The organism is Pseudoxanthomonas winnipegensis, assembly GCF_004283755.1.
Classification (GTDB): Bacteria; Pseudomonadota; Gammaproteobacteria; order Xanthomonadales; family Xanthomonadaceae; genus Pseudoxanthomonas_A; species Pseudoxanthomonas_A winnipegensis.
Genome location: NZ_SHMH01000001.1, coordinates 480,570 through 499,062 on the forward strand (window position 1 = coordinate 480,570; position 18,493 = coordinate 499,062).

General features: G+C 70.5%; 15 protein-coding genes and 1 pseudogene. 1 reads left to right on the top strand and 15 read right to left on the bottom strand.

All coding sequences use genetic code 11. The features are described from left to right. Positions 1-66: 66 nt before the first annotated feature. From lpxC to mraZ, 15 genes and pseudogenes are all read right to left on the bottom strand, one after another. Positions 67-990, bottom strand: a complete 924-nt coding sequence (gene lpxC, locus EAT51_RS02200) for a UDP-3-O-acyl-N-acetylglucosamine deacetylase (protein ID WP_130515483.1) — start codon at positions 988-990, stop codon at positions 67-69. Between the two features lie 255 nt (positions 991-1,245). Continuing rightward, positions 1,246-2,505 (bottom strand): cell division protein FtsZ, encoded by a 1,260-nt coding sequence (gene ftsZ / locus EAT51_RS02205; protein ID WP_130515481.1) that lies wholly within the window; start codon positions 2,503-2,505, stop codon positions 1,246-1,248. 131 nt (positions 2,506-2,636) lie between these two features. After that, positions 2,637-3,872 carry a cell division protein FtsA gene (ftsA, locus tag EAT51_RS02210; protein ID WP_130515479.1) on the bottom strand — a complete coding sequence of 412 codons (1,236 nt, stop codon included), beginning with the start codon at positions 3,870-3,872 and terminating at the stop codon, positions 2,637-2,639. Then, the gene (locus EAT51_RS02215) at positions 3,869-4,669 is read right to left on the bottom strand and encodes a cell division protein FtsQ/DivIB (RefSeq protein ID WP_130515477.1); all 801 of its coding nucleotides are present in this window, start codon (positions 4,667-4,669) and stop codon (positions 3,869-3,871) included. Before EAT51_RS02215 ends, ftsA begins: the two co-directional genes overlap by 4 nt. A 115-nt stretch (positions 4,670-4,784) precedes the next feature. After that, positions 4,785-5,795 (bottom strand): D-alanine--D-alanine ligase, encoded by a 1,011-nt coding sequence (locus EAT51_RS02220; RefSeq protein ID WP_130515475.1) that lies wholly within the window; start codon positions 5,793-5,795, stop codon positions 4,785-4,787. After that, positions 5,792-7,243, bottom strand: coding sequence for a UDP-N-acetylmuramate--L-alanine ligase (gene murC, locus EAT51_RS02225; RefSeq protein WP_130515473.1), 1,452 nt, complete (start codon positions 7,241-7,243; stop codon positions 5,792-5,794). The genes EAT51_RS02220 and murC overlap by 4 nt, the downstream gene beginning before the upstream one ends. Before the next feature lie 2 nt (positions 7,244-7,245). Further along, positions 7,246-8,310, bottom strand: a pseudogene (murG, locus tag EAT51_RS02230) (undecaprenyldiphospho-muramoylpentapeptide beta-N-acetylglucosaminyltransferase); the annotation flags it as partial. Beyond that, on the bottom strand, positions 8,310-9,632 hold the full coding sequence (gene ftsW / locus EAT51_RS02235; protein ID WP_130515469.1) for a putative lipid II flippase FtsW: 1,323 nt from the start codon (positions 9,630-9,632) through the stop codon (positions 8,310-8,312). The pseudogene murG and the gene ftsW, both read right to left, overlap by 1 nt. Further along, positions 9,632-10,717, bottom strand: a complete 1,086-nt coding sequence (gene mraY / locus EAT51_RS02240; RefSeq protein ID WP_130515468.1) for a phospho-N-acetylmuramoyl-pentapeptide-transferase — start codon at positions 10,715-10,717, stop codon at positions 9,632-9,634. Before mraY ends, ftsW begins: the two co-directional genes overlap by 1 nt. Beyond that, on the bottom strand, positions 10,707-12,119 hold the full coding sequence (locus tag EAT51_RS02245) for a UDP-N-acetylmuramoyl-tripeptide--D-alanyl-D-alanine ligase (protein WP_130515466.1): 1,413 nt from the start codon (positions 12,117-12,119) through the stop codon (positions 10,707-10,709). The genes mraY and EAT51_RS02245 overlap by 11 nt, the downstream gene beginning before the upstream one ends. Continuing rightward, a complete protein-coding gene (locus tag EAT51_RS02250; RefSeq protein WP_130515464.1) occupies positions 12,116-13,636 on the bottom strand; it encodes a UDP-N-acetylmuramoyl-L-alanyl-D-glutamate--2,6-diaminopimelate ligase in 1,521 nt (506 codons plus the stop codon). Before EAT51_RS02250 ends, EAT51_RS02245 begins: the two co-directional genes overlap by 4 nt. Then, on the bottom strand, positions 13,633-15,519 hold the full coding sequence (locus EAT51_RS02255) for a peptidoglycan D,D-transpeptidase FtsI family protein (protein ID WP_130515462.1): 1,887 nt from the start codon (positions 15,517-15,519) through the stop codon (positions 13,633-13,635). The genes EAT51_RS02250 and EAT51_RS02255 overlap by 4 nt, the downstream gene beginning before the upstream one ends. Next, positions 15,516-15,779, bottom strand: a complete 264-nt coding sequence (gene ftsL, locus EAT51_RS02260; RefSeq protein WP_130515460.1) for a cell division protein FtsL — start codon at positions 15,777-15,779, stop codon at positions 15,516-15,518. Before ftsL ends, EAT51_RS02255 begins: the two co-directional genes overlap by 4 nt. Next, positions 15,776-16,714: a 16S rRNA (cytosine(1402)-N(4))-methyltransferase RsmH gene (gene rsmH, locus EAT51_RS02265; RefSeq protein WP_130515458.1), complete on the bottom strand. Its 939-nt coding sequence runs from the start codon at positions 16,712-16,714 to the stop codon at positions 15,776-15,778. The genes ftsL and rsmH overlap by 4 nt, the downstream gene beginning before the upstream one ends. 14 nt (positions 16,715-16,728) lie before the next feature. Then, positions 16,729-17,175, bottom strand: a complete 447-nt coding sequence (mraZ, locus tag EAT51_RS02270) for a division/cell wall cluster transcriptional repressor MraZ (protein ID WP_130515456.1) — start codon at positions 17,173-17,175, stop codon at positions 16,729-16,731. A 328-nt stretch (positions 17,176-17,503) separates the two neighbouring features. Between mraZ and EAT51_RS02275 the strand changes: the two genes are divergently transcribed. Further along, entirely contained in the window at positions 17,504-18,265 is a 762-nt protein-coding gene (locus tag EAT51_RS02275; protein ID WP_130515453.1) for an NRDE family protein, read from the top strand. The last annotated feature ends 228 nt before the right edge of the window (positions 18,266-18,493 follow it).

Genomic DNA, 18,493 nt, shown 5'->3' on the forward strand with positions numbered 1-18,493 from the left:
GTTCAGGCGATCGGATTCACGCTTCATAGACGCGCTCGACCCGCGCGCCTCGGCGCGGGCAGGCGTTCAGTGCGCCAGCGCGGGGATGGCCGCGTAGTGGATCGGCGGCGGCGGCTCGGTGGCCTCCGGGCCGAAGGACACCTCTTCCCAGGCGTCGGTCTGGGCGATCAGCGAGCGCACCAGGGTGTTGTTGAGCGCGTGACCGGACTTGTAGCCCTCGTACTTGCCCAGGATCGCGTGGCCGGCCAGGTAGAGGTCGCCGATGGCGTCCAGGATCTTGTGGCGCACGAACTCGTCGGCGTAGCGCAGGCCGTCGTCGTTGAGCACGCGGAACTCGTCCAGCACGATCGCGTTGTCCATCGAGCCGCCCAGGCCCAGGTTGCGCTCGCGCATGTACTCCAGATCGCGCATGAAGCCGAAGGTGCGCGCCCGCGCGACCTCGCGGATGTAGCCGCCGGTGGAAAAGTCCACCTCGGCGCGCGACTGCGAGGCCGGGATCATCGGGTGGTCGAACTTGACCGTGAAGCCGAGCTTGAAGCCGTCGTAGGGCTCGAACCGCGCGATCTTGTCGCCGTCGCGCACTTCCACCGGCTTGGTCACGCGGATGAAGCGCTTGGGCACGTTCTGCTCGACGATGCCGGCGGACTGCAGCAGGAACACGAACGGGCTGGCCGAACCGTCCATGATCGGCAGTTCGGCCGCGGACAGTTCGACATAGATGTTGTCGATGCCCAGGCCGGCCAGGGCCGACATCAGGTGTTCGACGGTCTGGACCTTGGCCGGGCCGCAGCTCAGGCCCGTGCACAGCGTGGTCTCGGTGACCAGCGAGGCATCGCCGGGGATCTCCACGACCGGATCAAGATCGACGCGACGGAACACCACGCCGGTGTTCGGGGCCGCCGGGCGCAGGGTCATGAAGACCTTGTTACCGCTGTGCAGGCCCACGCCGGTGGCGCGGATCACGTTCTTGAGAGTGCGCTGGGGGATCATCGGGGAGCTCGCACGCGAAATGTCAACAATTCGTGATGATACCACCCGGGTCTGAACCTGAATGGAAGCGTGTCACGGCACGCGCACCTGCCCCACGGGCGCGGCGCGCGTCCTGGCGGTGAAAAGCCCGCCGGACCGGGCACGCCGGCCCGGCGGGAAATCACTTGGACACGTCACGGTGTGTACTGCGCCGGTGTCGGCGCGCGGCCGGCAGCAGGCTGCCGGTTCGCGCGCGTGACCGGGTGGAACGGTGGATCAGTCGGCCTGGCGGCGCAGAAACGCCGGGATGTCCAGGTAGTTGTCCGGCAGCTCGGCCGCGCCGGCGGGGCCGCCGACGCTGGGCTCGGTGCCGGCGTTGCGACGCAGGCCCAGGCCCTGGGTGGCGCCCATCACCGGGTCGATCTTGCCGGTGGCGGTGGTGTTGGGCAGCGGCACGGCGTCGACCGGCAGGCCGGTGGTGGCATCGCGCACCAGCTTGATCGGCGCACGCACCGTCTCGCGCGGCTGGTAGCCACCGCCCAGGTCGGTGCCACGCACCGGCTGGCGGGCGACGGCGCGGTTCAGGCCGGTGGCGACCACGGTCACGCGGACTTCGTCCTGCATGTTCGGGTCGAGCACGGTGCCCACCACCACGGTGGCGTCCTCCGAGGCGAAGCCTTCCACGGTGCGGCCGACCTCGTCGAACTCGGCCATGGTGAAGTCCGGACCGGCGGTGATGTTGACCAGGATGCCGTTGGCGCCGGACAGGTTGACGTCGTCCAGCAGCGGGTTCTGGATCGCGGCCTCGGCGGCGGCCTGGGCGCGGTCGTCGCCGCGGGCGGCGCCGGTGCCCATCATGGCCAGGCCCATCTCGCTCATCACGGTGCGCACGTCGGCGAAGTCGACGTTGATCAGGCCCGGACGCACGATCAGGTCGGCGATGCCCTGCACGGCGCCCAGCAGCACGTCGTTGGCGGCGCGGAAGGCCTGGATCATCGTGGCGTTGCGGCCCAGCACGGTGATCAGCTTCTCGTTGGGGATGGTGATCAGCGAGTCGCAGTGGGTGGACAGCTCCTCGATGCCCTTCAGCGCGACCTGCATGCGGCGACGGCCTTCGAAGGGGAACGGCTTGGTGACCACGGCCACCGTCAGGATGCCCATCTCCTTGGCCAGCTGCGCCACGACCGGCGCGGCGCCGGTGCCGGTGCCGCCGCCCATGCCGGCGGTGATGAACACCATGTCCGCGCCGGTCAGCGCCTCGATGATGCGGTCGCGGTCTTCCAGCGCGGCCTGGCGGCCGACTTCCGGGTTGGCGCCTGCGCCCAGGCCCTTGGTGACGTTGCCGCCGAGCTGCAGCTGCTGCTTGGCGCCGCAGTTCTTGATCGCCTGCGAGTCGGTGTTGGCGGTGATGAACTCCACGCCGTCCACGCTGCTGGCCACCATGTGCGCCACGGCGTTGCCGCCGCCGCCGCCCACGCCGATGACCTTGATCACCGCGTTGGGAGCCATCGTTTCAACCAGTTCGAAATGTGCCATGTCCGTTGTCCTCATCTTTGTGTGGGTATGTCTTTTGAATACAGCTGGGTGACGCTCAAATCCCGTTGTCCCTGCCCTCGCCTCACGCCGGCGCGCCCTCGCGTCGGCGTCGTGCCTCTTGCCGCGTCGAATCAGAATTCGCCGCGGTACCAGTTCTGCAGTTTCTTGAACAAGCTGCCGGCCTTGCCCGTGGGCAGCGACGGCCGGCGCGGATGCTCGATCTGGCTGCCCATCAGCAGCAGGCCCACGCCGGTGGCGTGGACCGGGTTGCCGACCACCTCGCCCAGGCCAGTGACGTGCTGGGGAATGCCGATGCGCACCGGCATCTGCAGCATCTCCTCGGCCAGCTCGACCACGCCTTCCATCTTCGAGGCGCCGCCGGTGAGCACCATGCCGGCGCGCACCAGTTCCTCGAAGCCGGAGCGGCGCAGCTCGGCCTGGACCATCTCGAAGATCTCCTCGTAGCGACCCTGCACGGCCTGCGCCAGCGAATGGCGCGGCATGCGCCGCGGCGGGCGATCGCCCACCGACGGCACCTGGATCGATTCCTCGGCGGTGGCCAGCTGGGCCAGCGCGCAGGCGTAGCGCACCTTGATCTGCTCGGCCTCCGGGGTGGGCGTGCGCAGCATGTGCGCGATGTCGTTGGTGACGTGGTCGCCGGCGATCGGCAGCGAGGCGGTGTGGCAGATCGCGCCGTGCACGAACACCGCCAGGTCGGTGGTGCCGGCGCCCATGTCGACCAGGACCACGCCCAGCTCGCGCTCGTCGGCGGTCAGCACCGCCACCGAGGAGCCCAGCGAGGACAGGATCAGATCGTCGATCTGCAGGCCGCAGCGCTGCACGCACTTGGAGATGTTGGCCGCGGCCGACTGCGCGCAGACCACCAGGTGCGCGTCCACTTCCAGGCGTACGCCGGTCATGCCGACCGGATTGCGGATGCCTTCCTGCGAGTTGTCCAGCTTGTACTCGCGCGGGATGGCGTGGAGGATCTTCTGGTCGGCCGGGATGGCCACGGCCTTGGCCGCGTCCAGCACGCGGTCCAGGTCGGCCCAGGTCACCTCGCCGTCGCGGATCGGCACGATGCCGGGCGAGTTCTTGCACTGCACGTGGGCGCCGGAGATCGAGGCGTAGACGCTGCGAATCTCGCAGCCGGCCATCAGTTCGGCCTCCTCCACCGCGCGCTGGATCGACTGCACGGTCGATTCGATATCGACCACCACGCCGCGCTTGAGCCCACGCGACTCATGGCTGCCGATGCCGATCACCTCGATCGGGTTGCCGGGGGAATATTCGCCGACCAGCGCGGTCACCTTGGAGGTGCCGATGTCCAGTCCGACGATCAGGGATTTGTCGCCCTTGCGGTTCATGCGTGGAATGCCTGCTGCGATGCGTGTGCGGTCAGCGCGGCCATCGGGGCCGGTGCGCTGACGGGAGGAGGAGTCGTGGCGGCGCCATCGTTGGCGGCCGGCCTGGCGTTGCCCCAGGTCAGGGCGAAGCCGTTGGTGTAGCGCAGGTCCACGCTGGCCAGCTGGCGCGGATCGCCAAGCAGGCGCGGCAGCAGGCGCACGAAACGCTGCAGGCGCGGACGGGCGTCGGCGCGGCCGATCACCACGTTCAGGCCGTTGCCCAGGGTCAGCGACCAGCTGCCGCGCGCATCCATCGCCAGCGCGTCCACCTTCAGCCCCAGCGGCGCGAACAGCTGGGTCGATTCGTTGTACAGGGCCACCACCTCGGCCACCTGGCTCTCCGGGCCGCCGAGCTGCGGCAGCGCGCTGGCGTCGACGTTCTTGGGCAGCGGGAACAGCGCCCCGTCCACCGACAGCAGCTTGTCGCTGCCCCAGCGCGCGAAGGGCTTGTGCTCGATCACGGTCACTTCCAGCACGTCGGGCCAGCGCTTGCGCACCTGCGCGCGCTCGACCCAGGGCAGGCGCTCGACCGCGCGCTGCGCATCGCTCAGCTGCACGGCGAAGTAGCCGCGCGCCGCATACGGCAGTACCACCGCGCGCAGCTGCGCCGGATCGACGCGGTGCAGCTCGCCGCCGACGCGCAGCCGCTTCAGCGGCCAGCGTTCGGCGCCGATCCAGCCGTTGAACACGGCCACGACCGGCAGGGCGACCAGCGCCAGCGCCAGGATCCAGGTCAGCACGCGCAGGGCATTGCTCATCGGCGCGCTCCGCGCGCGGGATTGGGGATTCGGGATTGGGGATGGGAAACGGCCGCGGCGACGCAGGCGGCGCCGCTGTCGACCCATCCCCAATCCCGAATCCCGAATCCCGGCTTCATACCGTCTGCTCCAGGATGCGCCAGCACAGATCCTCGAACCCCAGCCCGGCCTGGCGCGCGGCCTTGGGCACCAGCGAGTGGCTGGTCATGCCCGGCGCGGTGTTGACCTCGAGCAGGAAGAACGCGCCGCTGGCGGCGTCGCGCATCACGTCCACGCGACCCCAGCCGCCGCAGCCGGCGGCGTTGAAGGCGGCCAGCGCGATGCGCCGGATCTCTTCCTCGGCCTCTCCCTCCAGGCCGGGGCACAGGTACTGGGTGTCCTCTGCGATGTACTTGGCGTTGTAGTCGTACCAGGCGCCCTTTGGCACAATGCGGATCGAGGGCAGCGCGGTCTGGCCGAGGATGCCGACGGTCAGCTCGTCGCCGACCACCAGTTGCTCCATCAGCAGCTCGCCGTCATAGCGCGCGGCCAGCGCCACCGCCTCGTCCAGCTGCGCGTCCTCGAACACGCGGGTGACGCCGACGCTGGAGCCTTCGTTGGCGGGCTTGACGATCACCGGCAGGCCCAACTCGGCGGCCGCGGCGTGCACGGCCGCTTTCGGCATCCTGCCTTCAGCGGCATTCGCACGATCGTGCGCATCGGCGGCCGCATCGGCCGTCGCCGCCAGGCGCACGTAGCGCGGGGTCGGCAGGCCCAACGACAGCCAGACCTGCTTGGTGCGCACCTTGTCCATGCTCAGCGCCGAGCCGAGCACGTTCGAGCCGGTATAAGGCACGCCGAAGGCCGTCATCAGGCCCTGGACCACGCCGTCCTCACCGCCACCGTTGTGACCGTGCAGCACGTTGAACACGCGATCGCAGCCGCCCTGCGCCAGCAGCGTGGCCAGCGCGGGGATGCCATCGACCGCGAAGGCGTCCACGCCGCGCGCGGTCAGCGCCTCGAGCACGTTGGCGCCGGAGTTCAGGGACACCTCGCGCTCGCTGGAGGTGCCGCCCATCAGCACGGCGACGCGGCCGAACGCGGCCGCATCGGCGATGCGCGAGGACGGAAGCGACAGCACGCTCATGCCTGGCCTCCCGGGGCGAAGCCCTGCGCGGCGATCTGCTGGGCGACCGCGCCGATGTCGCCGGCGCCCATCATCAGCAGCAGGTCGCCATCGGCCAGCACGTCGGGCAGCACGGTGGACAGGTCGGCCACGCTGCTGACCACGACCGGCTCGTTGCGGCCGCGCGCGCGGATGGCGCGCGCCAGCGACTTGGCGTCGGCCCCGGCGATCGGCGCCTCGCCGGCCGGATAGACCTCGCTCAGCACCAGCGCGTCGACCTCGCTCAGCACCGCGGCGAAGGCGTCGAACTGATCGCGCGTGCGGCTGTAGCGATGCGGCTGGAACGCCACCACCAGGCGCTTGTCCGGCCAGCCGCCGCGCGCGGCGGCGAACACCGCGGCCAGCTCCTTGGGATGGTGACCGTAGTCGTCGATCAGCTGCACGGTCGCACCGCGCCCGGTGTCGATGGCGCCCAGGTCGTTGAAGCGCCGGCCGATGCCGGAGAAGTTGGCCAGGGCGCGCGCGATCGTGCCCGGCTGCACGCCCAGCTGCCAGCCCACCGCGGCGGCGGCCAGCGCGTTGAGCACGTTGTGCTTGCCCGGCAGCGCCAGGGTCACGGCGACCGACACGTCCTCGGGCAGGCACAGGGTGAAGCGCATGCGCCCGGCCTCCTGCACCACGTTCTCGGCGCGGATGTCGGCGCCGTCGGACAGGCCGTAGGTCATCACGTGGCGCGGCGTCTCGGCGGCCAGCGCGGCCACTTCCGGATCGTCGATGCACAGCACGGCCAGGCCATAGAACGGCAGGCGCTGCAGGAACTCGGCGAAGGCCGCCTGCACGCGGGCGAAGTCGTTGCCGTAGTTCTCCAGGTGATCGGCATCGATGTTGGTGATGACCGCGATCAGCGGATTCAGGCGCAGGAAGCTGCCGTCGCTCTCGTCGGCCTCGGCCACCAGCCACTGACCGTCGCCGAGCTTGGCGTTGGCGCCGGCCGAGAGCAGCTGGCCGCCGATGACATAGGTCGGGTCCAGGCCGCCCTCGCTGAGCACCGCGGCGGTCAGCGAGGTGGTGGTGGTCTTGCCGTGCGTGCCGGCCACGGCGATGCCGCGGCGGAAGCGCATCAGCTCGGCCAGCATCATCGCGCGCGGCACGATCGGGATGCGCTGGCTGCGCGCTTCCATCAGCTCGGGGTTGTCGGCCTTGATCGCGCTGGAGACGACCACGCAGTCGGTGCCCAGCACATTGGAGGCGTTGTGGCCGCGCATCACGCGCGCGCCGAGCGAGGCCAGGCGCCGGGTCGCCGCGTTCTCCGACGCGTCCGAGCCGGAGACCTCGTAGCCCAGCGTGCACAGCACCTCGGCGATGCCGCTCATGCCCGAGCCGCCGATGCCGACGAAGTGCACACGGCGAAAGGCCTGCGCCAGGTTGCCGGTGTTCTGCAGCCGGCGTTCACGCGCCGCGGAAATCATGCGGCTTCCTCCAGAATGATGTCTGCGATGCGTTCGGCCGCATCGATGCGGGCCAGCTCGCGCGCGGCGATGGCCATGTCCAGCCGGCGCTGCGGGTCGGCCGAGAGCACGGCCAGCACGCGCTGCAGGTGCACGTTCAAGCTGTCGTCCTGCTTGAGCAGCACCGCGGCGCCGTGTTCGACCAGGTACTGCGCGTTGCGGGTCTGGTGGTCGTCCACCGCCGCGGCGAAGGGCACCAGCACGCTGCCGATGCCGGCGGCGCACAGCTCGGCCAGGGTCGAGGCGCCGGCGCGGCACACGACCAGGTCGGCCCAGGCATAGGCCTGCGCCATGTCGGCGATGAAGCTCTCCACGCTGGCGGGCACGCCGGCCTGGGCGTAGGCCGCGTCGGCCTCGGCGCGCAGCTTCTCGCCGCACTGGTGGCGCACCTGCGCGTCCAGCTTCAGCGCGGCCAGCGCCTGCGGCACGGCGGTGTTGAGCGCGCGCGCGCCCTGGCTGCCGCCCAGCACCAGCAGGCGCAGTGGGCCTTCGCGACCGGCCAGGCGCTCGCACGGCGGGGCGATGGCGGCGATCTCCTCGCGCACCGGGTTGCCGACGGCTTCCTCGCGCGTGGCGAAGCTGCCCGGGAAGCCGGTCAGCACGCGGCGCGCGACACGGGACAGCAGCTTGTTGGTCATGCCCGGCGCGCGGTTCTGCTCGTGCACCAGCAGCGGCCGGCCCTGCAGCCGGGCGGCCACGCCGCCCGGGCCGGCCGCATAGCCGCCGAAGCTGATCACCGCACGCGGCGCACGCCGGCGCAGCACACCGGCGGCGGCCATGACCGCCGCGGCGATGCGCAGGGGCGCGCCGAACAGCGCCGCGGCGCCTTTGCCGCGCAGGCCCTTGACCGCGATGGTGTCCAGCGCGATGTCGTGCTGCGGCACAAGGCGCGTTTCCATCTGTCCGTCGGCGCCCAGCCAGGTCACCGGCACGCCGCGCGCGCGCAGCACCTTGGCCACGGCCAGCGCGGGGAAGATGTGGCCGCCGGTGCCGCCGGCCAGGATCATCACGGGCGCGTTGCCTGCCATCAACCAATCCGCTCGAAAGTGGGTTCGATGCGCTGCGGGCGCGCGTTGCCGCGCACGGCGGCCTTGGCCGGTGCCGGCTGCGGGGCGGGCTCGCCGGCGCGCGCGGGCGTGGCGACTTGAGCAACCTGCGGGGAGGAGCCCTCGTCGCGCTGATCGCGCGACTCGATGCCGCGGGTCAGCGCGATGTGCTTCTCGGCACGGCTGAGTTCGTAGGACACGCGCAGCAGCAGGCCCATCGCCGCGCAGGTCATCAGCACCGACGAGCCGCCGGAGGAAATCAGCGGCAGGGTCAGGCCCTTGGTCGGCAGCAGGCCCAGGTTGACGCCGATCGAGACGAAGGCCTGCATGCCGATCCACAGCGCGATGCCGAAGGCGATGTAGCCGGCGAAGTGACGGTTGCGGCCGATGCAGCGGTAGCCGACATACAGCGCGCGGCCGACCAGCAGCGCGTACAGGCCGATGATGGCGCACACGCCCAGGAAGCCGAGCTCCTCGCCGATCACCGAGAAGATGAAGTCGGTGTGCGCCTCGGGCAGGTAGTTGAGCTTCTGCACCGAGCTGCCCAGGCCCACGCCGGTCCATTCGCCGCGGCCGATGGCCATCAGCGCGTTGGACAGCTGGTAGCCCGAACCCAGCTGGTCCTTCCACGGATCCAGGAAGGAGGTGACGCGGCGCATGCGGTAGGGCTCGAATACCACCAGCGCCACCAGCGCCGGCAGCAGCGCCAGCACCGGCATGGTCATGCGCGGCAGGTTGGCGCCGCCCAGGATCAGCATGCCGGCGGTGATGCCCAGCAGCAGCGTGGACGAGCCGAAGTCCGGCTGCAGCAGCAGCAGCGCGATCAGCACCAGCACCACGCCGATGGCCTTGATCAGCGCGCCCCAGGTCGCGTTGACCTCGTCGCGGAAGCGCACCAGGTAGCTGGCCAGCCAGACGATGTAGAGCACCTTGACCGCCTCGACCGTCTGGAAGCGGGTGAAGCCCAGATTGATCCAGCGCCGCGCGCCGTTGACCGTGCTGCCCAGCCCCGGCACGAACACCACCACCAGCAGCGCGAAGCAGCCCAGCAGCAGCAGCTGGTTGTACTTCTCGATGGACTTGAGCTCCATGCGCATGGCCGTGATCGCCAGGCCCACGCCCAGCGCCAGGAACACCACGTGGCGGCTCAGGTAGTAGTACGGCGTGGAGGCCATGGCGATCGAGGCCGAGGCCACCATCACCACGCCGATCGCCGCCAGCGCCCCGGCGGCGGCCACCAGCCAGAAGTCGTACTGCCCACCGATCGATTCCAGGCGCATGGCCTGCTTGCGGAAGTCGTTCATCAGCGCACCTTCAACGTGGCCAGACCGACAAGGACCAGGATCACCGAAATGATCCAGAACCGGACGATCACGCGCGGTTCGGGCCAGCCCTTGAGTTCGAAGTGGTGATGGATGGGCGCCATGCGGAACACGCGCTTGCCGGTGAGCTTGAAGCTGGCCACCTGGATCATCACCGAGAGCGTCTCGACGACGAAGATGCCGCCCATCACCACCAGCACCAGTTCCTGACGCACGATCACCGCGATGGTGCCGAGCACCGCACCGAGCGCCAGCGCGCCGATGTCGCCCATGAACACCATCGCCGGATAGGTGTTGAACCACAGAAAGCCCAGGCCCGCGCCGGCGATGGCCGCGCAGATGATGACCAGCTCGCCCGCGCCCGGGACCTGCGGGATCTGCAGATAGTTGGAGAACACCACGTTGCCCGAGGCGTAGGCGAACACCGCCAGCGCGCAGGCCACCAGCACGGTCGGCATGATCGCCAGCCCGTCCAGGCCGTCGGTGAGGTTGACCGCGTTGGAGAAGCCCACGATCCAGAAGTAGGCGATGGTGACGAAGCCCACCCCGGCCAGCGGCAGCGCCACGGCCTTGAACAGCGGGATGTAGAACGTGGTCGCCGCCGCCACATCCGCGGTGTGCCACAGGAAGATGCCCGCGGCCAGGCCGAAGATCGACTGCAGCAGGTACTTCCAGCGCGACTTCAGGCCGTTGGGATCGCGGCGCACGATCTTGATCCAGTCGTCGTACCAGCCGATCGCGCCGAAGGCCACCATCACCGCCAGCACCAGCCACACGTAGCGGTTGCGCAGGTCGCCCCACAGCAGCGTGGCCAGCGCCACGGTCATCAGGATCAGCGCGCCGCCCATGGTCGGCGTGCCGGCCTTGGAGAAATGCGTCTGCGGGCCGTCGCTGCGGATCGGCTGGCCGCCCTTGAACTGCGCCAGCCGGCGGATTACCGCCGGGCCCATCCACAGCGACAGGAACAGCGCGGTCAGCGCCGCCAGGATCGCGCGCAGGGTCAGGTAGTTGAAGATCGCGAAGACCGAGTCCAGTTGCCTCAGCCAGCGGGCCAGTTCAAGCAGCATGCGCGGTGCCTCCCGTGGATTGCGCGGGCGCGGCGGGAAGCAGCGCGGTGACGATGCGGTCCATCGCGCTGCCGCGGGACCCCTTGACCAGAATCACGGGACGCGAGGCCGGCGAAGCGGAACCGGACGCGGACGCGTCCAGCTCCGAGGCCAGCGCCTGGGCCAGCGCGGCGTGCGTGTCGAACACGCGCGCGCCGTCGCCGAAGGCCGCGGCCGCGTGGGCGCTCAGTTCGCCCAGCGCGTACAGGCGGGCGATCCCGGCCTGCCTGGCCTGGGCGCCGGCGGCGGCGTGCAGCGCCGCGCCTTCCGGGCCGAGCTCGCGCATGTCGCCCAGCACCAGCCAGCCGTGCCGGGTGGTGGCGGCCAGCGTGTCGATCGCGGCGGCCAGCGAACCGGGGTTGGCGTTGTAGCTGTCGTCGATGAGCACCGCGCCGGAGGGCAGCGTGTGCGAGACCTGGCGGCCGGCGACCGGGCGCGCGGCCTGCAGGCCTTCGACAATGGTGGCCAGCGCCACGCCGCAGCCCAGCGCCAGGCCGGTGGCGGCCAGCGCGTTGCGTACGTTGTGCTGGCCCGGCAGCGGCAGACGCACCTGCGCCTCGCCTTGCGGGGTGAGCAGGGTGAAGTGCGAGCCTTCCGCGTCGGTGACGATGTCGCGCGCGCGGATGTCGGCGCTGCCTTCCAGGCCGAAGCGCAGCACGCGCCGGCCCGCGGCCAGCCCGGCGAAGTATTCGACGAAGGCATCGTCGGCGTTGATCACTGCCACGCCCGTCTCGGGCAGCGCGCTGTAGATCGCGCCCTTGGTCTGGGCCACGCCGAGCAGGCTGCCCATGCGTTCCAGATGCGCAGGCGCGATGTTGTTGACCAGCGATACGTCGGGGCGGGCGATGTCGGTCAGGTAGGCGATGTCGCCCGGCTTGCCGGCGCCCATCTCGTAGACGGCGTACTCGGCCGCGTCCGGGGCCTCGATCACCGCCAGCGGCAGGCCGATCTCGTTGTTGCGGTTGCCCGGCGTCGACCAGGTCTGGCCGGCGCGCTCGAGGATGGACAGCACCAGCGCCTTGACGCTGGTCTTGCCGTTGCTGCCGGTGATGGCCACCACCTTGCCCGCGCGATCGCGCTGCAGGCCGGCGGCCAGGCGCGCCAGCGCCTGTTGCGTGTCGGCCACCACCACCTGCGGCAGCGCGCTGTCCACGGCGTGATCGACCAGCAGCGCGCCGGCGCCCTGCGCGGCGGCCTGGGCGATGAAGTCGTGGCCATCGAAGCGCTCACCGCGCAGGGCCACGTACAGGCTGCCCGGGCGCAGCGCGCGGGTGTCGTTGGACACCGCCGCCACGGTGACGTCCTCGCCATGCAGCTCGCCGCCGGCCAGGTGCGCGATCAGCGACAAAGGCAGACGGTTCATCTCCGCGCCTCCAGGTCCCGGTCCAGCGTCGCGCGCGCCTCGAGGGCCGCCCGCGCCTGCACGGTGTCGTCGAAGGCATGCCTGACACCGTGGACTTCCTGATAGGGCTCATGCCCCTTGCCGGCGATCAGCACGATGTCGCCGGCGTGCGCCTGGCTCACCGCGTGGGCGATGGCGCGCGCGCGGTCGCGCTGGACCTCGAAGCGCGCGCCGTGCGCGTCGAATCCGGCCACGATGTCGGCGACGATGGCATCGCCGTCCTCGCTGCGCGGATTGTCGTCGGTGACGATCACCGCGTCGGCGTGTTGCTGTGCGATCCGCGCCATCTGCGGACGCTTGCCGCGATCGCGGTCGCCGCCGCAGCCGAACACGCAGATCAGGCGCCCCTCGAGGTGGCCGCGCAGGCTGGTCAAGGCCTGCTGCAGCGCGTCGGGGGTATGCGCGTAATCGATCACCACCAGCGGCTGACCGTCGACGCCGCCGAGGCGGTTCATGCGGCCGTGGATCGGCCGCAGCTGGCCAAGCACCTGGGCGATGCGCGTCGGCGCGATGCCGGTGGCGTGCAGCACGCCGGCCACGGCCAGCAGGTTGTCCACGTTGAAGCGTCCCAGCAGCGGCGAGCGCACCGGATGCACGGCATCGCCCAGCGCCAGCGAGAAGCCGATGCCCGACGCATCCAGCACGACATCGCGCGCCTGCACGGCGGCCTGCGCCGCGCCGAGCGCGCTGACGCCGACCAGCTGCACTCCGTCGGCCAGCTTGCCCGGCAGGGTCGCGCCGAAGGCATCGTCCAGGTTGACCACCGCGGCCCGCAGGCCGGCGCGCTGGAACAGCCGCGCCTTGGCCGCGCCGTAGCCTTCCATGGTGCCGTGGTAGTCCAGATGATCGCGGGTGAGGTTGGTGAACACCGCCACGTCGAAGGAGACCGCGTCCACGCGGGTCTGCACCAGCGCGTGCGAGCTGACTTCCATCGCCACCGCCTGCGCGCCGGCCTCGTGCAGCTGCGCCAGCAGCGCATGGGTCTGCAGCACCAGCGGCGTGGTGAAGCCGGTCGGCTGCACCTGCCCGTACAGGCCGGCGCCGAGCGTGCCGATGCTGCCGCCGGTCACGCCGAGCAGATGCCAGGCCTGGCCGAGCAGCTGCACGAAGGAGGTCTTGCCGTTGGTGCCGGTCACCCCGACCACGGTCATCTGCCCCGAGGGGTGGCCGTAGAAGGTGTCGGCCATCGTGCCCAGCCGATGACGCAGGCCGGGCACGGCGATCGCATCGGCCGGGGCCGGCAGCGTGTCGGGCGCCGGCGGTTCGAACAGGATCGCCGCCGCGCCCGCCGCGCGCGCCTGCTCGACGAAGCCCAGCCCGTGCCAGGTCGAGGGACTGTTGTCGACCGGCCCGATGGCCACGAAGGCATCGCCCGGCCGCACGCTGCGGCTGTCCTGGGTCAGCCCGTGCACGATCAGGCCCGCCGGGACGGCGGGCACGTCGGGCAGCAGCGTGGACAGGGCCATGGCGCGGCTCATTCCAGGCTCCTGGGCAGCGCCGGCTCGGCCTTGGCCTGGATCGGCGCGGGCAACGGCTTGGGCAGCGCGGCGACGGTCGGCGGACGCTTGGGCGCCTGCGCGGCGCGCTTGGCCTCGTCCTTGGCCTGCGCGGCCAGCCAGCTGTCGATGTCGTCCGGCGGCACGTCCATCAGGCGCAGCGCGTCTTCCATCACGTTGTGGAACACCGGCGCGGACACCAGGCCGCCGTAGTACTTGCCGGCCTGCGGGTCGCGGATCACGGTGACCATGACGAAGCGCGGATTGGTCGCCGGCACCAGCCCGGCGAACAGCGCGGTGTAGTGGCCCGAAGCGTAGCTGCCGCCCGAGGCGATGCGCGCGGTACCGGTCTTGCCGGCCACGTGATAGCCCGGCACGGCCGCATCCTTGGCGCCGCCCTGGGTGACCACGGTCTCCATCATGGCGATGACCTGCTTGGTCACTTCGCGGGGCACGACCTGCACGCTGTTCTCGCTGCGCATGCCCTTGATGAAGGTCGGGGTGACCAGCACGCCGCCGTTGCCGATGGTCGCGTAGGCGCGGGCGATCTGCAGCGGCGACACCGCCAGGCCGTAGCCGTAGGACATCGTGGTCTTGGACGTGCCGCTCCAGCGCGCGGGCGAAGGGAACAGACCCGAGGCTTCACCCGGGAATCCGCTATGCGGCGCGCTGCCGTAACCGAAGGCCTTGACCGTGTTGTAGAAGGTCTGGTCCTGGATCTTGTCGGCGATCTTGGCCGCGCCTATGTTGGAGCTGTGCGTGATCACCCCGCCCACGGTCAGCACGCCGTTGTTGCGCGGCACGTCGCGGATGGTGAAGCCGCCCTTGAGGGCCATGTAGCCCGGGTTGGTATCGATCAGCGTGCTCGGCGTGACCACGCCCGCCGCCAGCGCGGTGGAGATGGTGATGGGCTTCATCGTCGAGCCCGGCTCGACCAGGTCGGTGACCGCGCGGTTGCGATGCACGTCCGGCTTGCCCAGGTCCTGCGCGTTGGGGTTGAACGTGGGCAGGTTGGCCATGGCCAGCACCTCGCCGGTGGCCACGTCCAGGATCACCACCGAGCCGCCTGCGGCCTGGTTGTCGTCGATCGCGCGGCGCAGCTCGCGCGCGGCGATGTACTGGATGCGGCGGTCCACGCTCAGGGTCAGGTCGTTGCCCGGCTGCGCCGGGCGCACCAGGTCGATGTTCTCCACGATGTGGCCGGCCTGGTCGCGGATGACCTTCTTCAGACCCGGCTTGCCGCGCAGCCAGTCGTCGAAGGCCAGCTCCAGGCCTTCCTGGCCGCGGTCGTCGATGTTGGTGAAGCCCAGGATGTGGGCCATCACCTCGCCCTGCGGGTAGAAGCGCTTGTACTCGCGCTGCGAATACACGCCGGGCACGCCGTGGGCCAGGATCGCCTTGGCCGCATCGGGATTGATGCGGCGCTTGAGATACATGAACTCCTTGTCCGCCTTCTGGCTGACGCGGCGGGTCAGGCTCTCCAGCGGCTCGCCCAGCGCCTGGGCCAGCTCGGGCAGGCGGTCGGGCGACTTGAGCAGCTCGCGCGGATCGCACCACACCGATTCCACCGGCGAGGACACGGCCAGCGGCTCGCCGTTGCGGTCGGTGATCATGCCGCGCGAGGTCGGGATGGCCAGCTCGCGGGTGAACCGCGCGTCGCCTTCCTTCTGATAGAAGTCGCTGTTGATCAGCTGCACGTAGGCGGCGCGGCCGACCAGGCTTACCGAGCACAGCACCAGCGCGCCACCGACCAGCAGCAGGCGGTTGCGCAGGTCGTAGCGCGCGCGGTTGCGGTTGCGCGGCAGCGCGCCCTTGCGCTCGCCGTTGCGCTTGATCACCCGCTCGATGGCATCGCGCAGGCTCATGGGCGGATCACCACGACGTCGGCCGATTCGGGCGACTTCATGCCCAGACGCTCGCGTGCGATGCGCTCGACGCGATTGCTCTCGCCCACGGTGGCCTGCTCCAGCTGCAGCCGGCCGAATTCGATGTTCAGCTCATCGCGCGCCTTGTCCAGCTGGTTGAGCTGGACGAACAGCACGCGGTGCTGGTGACGTGCGTACACCACCGCGATGGCGGTGGCGATGTTGGCCACGATCACGACGATGAGCAGCAGGCGGGTCATGCGGCCTGCCCCAGCTTCTCGGCCACGCGCAGCACTGCGCTGCGGGCGCGCGGGTTGGCGGCGGTTTCCTCGGCGTCGGCGCGGGCCGCGTCCTGGATGATCTTCAGCGTGGGCGTGAAGTCCTGCGCCACCGGCAGGCGGCGGTTGCCGGCCGGCGCCTTGGCGTGGCCGGCGATGAAGCGCTTGACGATGCGGTCTTCCAGCGAATGGAAGCTGATCACCGCCAGCCGGCCGCCGACCTTCAGCCGCGACAGCGCCGCGTCCAGGCCCAGCTCCAGATCGGCCAGCTCGCGGTTGATGTGGATGCGGATGGCCTGGAAGCTGCGCGTGGCCGGATGAATCTTGTCCTTGCCGCGCGGCATCACGCTGGCGATCAGCTCGGCCAGCTGCGCGGTGCGGGTCAGCGGGGTCTCGCCGCGGCGCGCGACGATGGCGCGGGCGATGCGCCGGCTCATGCGCTCTTCGCCGTACTGCCACAGCACGTCGGCGATCTCGGTCTCTTCGGCGCGCGCCAGCCACTGCGCGGCGCTCTCGCCTGCGTCAGGATCCATGCGCATGTCCAGCGGGCCGTCCTTGCCGAAGGAGAAGCCGCGCTCGGCCACGTCCAGCTGCGGCGAGGACACGCCCAGGTCCAGCAGCACGCCGTCCAGGCCGTCGGCCGTGGCGTCCCACTGCGCCAGCTCGGCGAAGCTGCCGCGATACACCGACACGCGTGCATCGCCGTCGAACACGGCGTGCGCATGGGCGATCGCGTCGGGATCCTTGTCCATCAGCAGCAGTCGGCCTCCCGGGCCGAGTCGTTGCAGCACGCCGCGCGCATGGCCGCCGCGGCCGAGCGTGCCGTCCAGATACGTTCCGTCCACCTTCACCTGCAGCCCGTCCATGCACTGGGCGAACATCACCGGAAGGTGGCCGGGCTGCGCGTCGGGGCGCATCCGGGCACCTGCCGTCACAGCCTGAGCTCGAGCAGCTCCTCGCCCAGATCCTCGTCAGACAACGTCTGCTGGATCTGCGCGCGGTGCGCCTGCTCGCTCCATAGTTCGAACTTGTCGCCCATGCCCAACAGCACGGCCTTCTTCTCGATGCCGACCGCGGCGCGATGGCTCGGCGGCACGGTCACCCGGCCGTTGCCATCCAGCTCCAGGAACGCGGCCGAGCCCACCAGCTTCTGCTGCAGGGTGCGCACGGTGCGCTTGGTGTTGGGCATGGCCATCACCTCGTCGCGCACGCGCTCCCAGGCCGTGGCGTCGTACAGCCACAGGCAGCCGGCCTCGAAGGGGTTGTAGGTCAGCACCAGGCGGTTGCCGCACGCGCGCGCGACCTGGTCACGGTAAGCGGTGGGGACCGCCAACCTGCCCTTGTCGTCCACTGTGATGGCGGTTTCGCCCTGGAACACGTCCCCTCTACCTCGACTTCAGCACTGCGGCGATCATTGAACCACGAAAAACCACAGAAACCCCGGATTTCCCGCTCGTGCCCACCTTAGCACTGGGCAAAGGGTTGTCAACAACTCGCACACGGGAAAATCACTTTCCGGATCAATGGCTTGCAACGAACTTCAGAGACTTGTTCAATCCTTATCCACAAGTTGCTGTTTCGTCTCAAATTTTGAGATTGGACGGAGATTCAGGGCTGTGCAGGGGATGTGAAGTGACCGCTGTCACGGCCGCGCCCGGGCGGCGGCCGGGCGCGCGCACTGCGCAGACTCGGCCGACAATGGGCGCATGTGCCTGGTCGCGATCGCCTGGAAAACCCACCCCCGCTGGCGCCTGGTCCTGGCCGGCAACCGCGACGAATTCCACGCCCGTCCCACCGCCGCGCTGGCGCCCTGGGCCGACCGGCCCGGCGTGGTTGCGGGGCGCGACCTGCGGTCCGGCGGCAGCTGGGCTGGCGTGGGGCCCCAGGGGCGGATGGCCGTGGTGACCAATGTCCGCGACCCGCGCCTGGCCGCCCCGCCCGGCGCCCCGTCGCGCGGCGCGCTAGTGGCCGACTTCCTGGCCGGGCCGGCGTCCGCGACGGAGGCGGCCGACACCCTGCACGCCCGCGCCGCGGCCTTCGCCCCCTTCAACCTGCTGCTGGCCGACGCGGTCGACTGCCGCTACGTGGGCAACTGGCCCGGCCCGCAGACACGCACCGTGCCGCCGGGCGTGCACGGCGTGTCCAACGGCCCCTTCGACGCCCCCTGGCCCAAGACCCGGCGCCTGTGCGCGGCCCTGGCCGGCTGGCTGGACGGCCCGGCCGAGGACCCGGCCGCGCTGTGGGCCGCCCTGGCCGACCGCAGCCTCGCCCCGGACGACCAGTTACCCGACACCGGCATCGACCCGGACCTGGAGCGCCGCCTGTCCGCCGCCTTCATCGCCGACCCACGCTACGGCACCCGCGCCAGCACCCTGATCGCCCTCGACCACGCCGGCCGCGGCTGGATCGCTGAGCGGCGGTTTGGTCCTGATGGTGTTTCTGTGGGGGAGAGCAGGCTGGAGATCTGAGGGATTCGGGATTCGGGATTCGGGATTGGGGATTGGGGATTGGGGATTGGGGATTGGGGATTGGGGATTGGGGATTGGGGATTGGGGATTGGGGATTGGGATTGGGACTGGGATTGGCGTTGGCGTTGGCAGCGTCGTGTCAGACCGCTTGATTGGCCCCCTCCCTTGCGCGCAGCGCAGGGGAGGGCTGGGGAGGGGTCGCTTTTCGCGGGGAACTTGAGAGGCCAA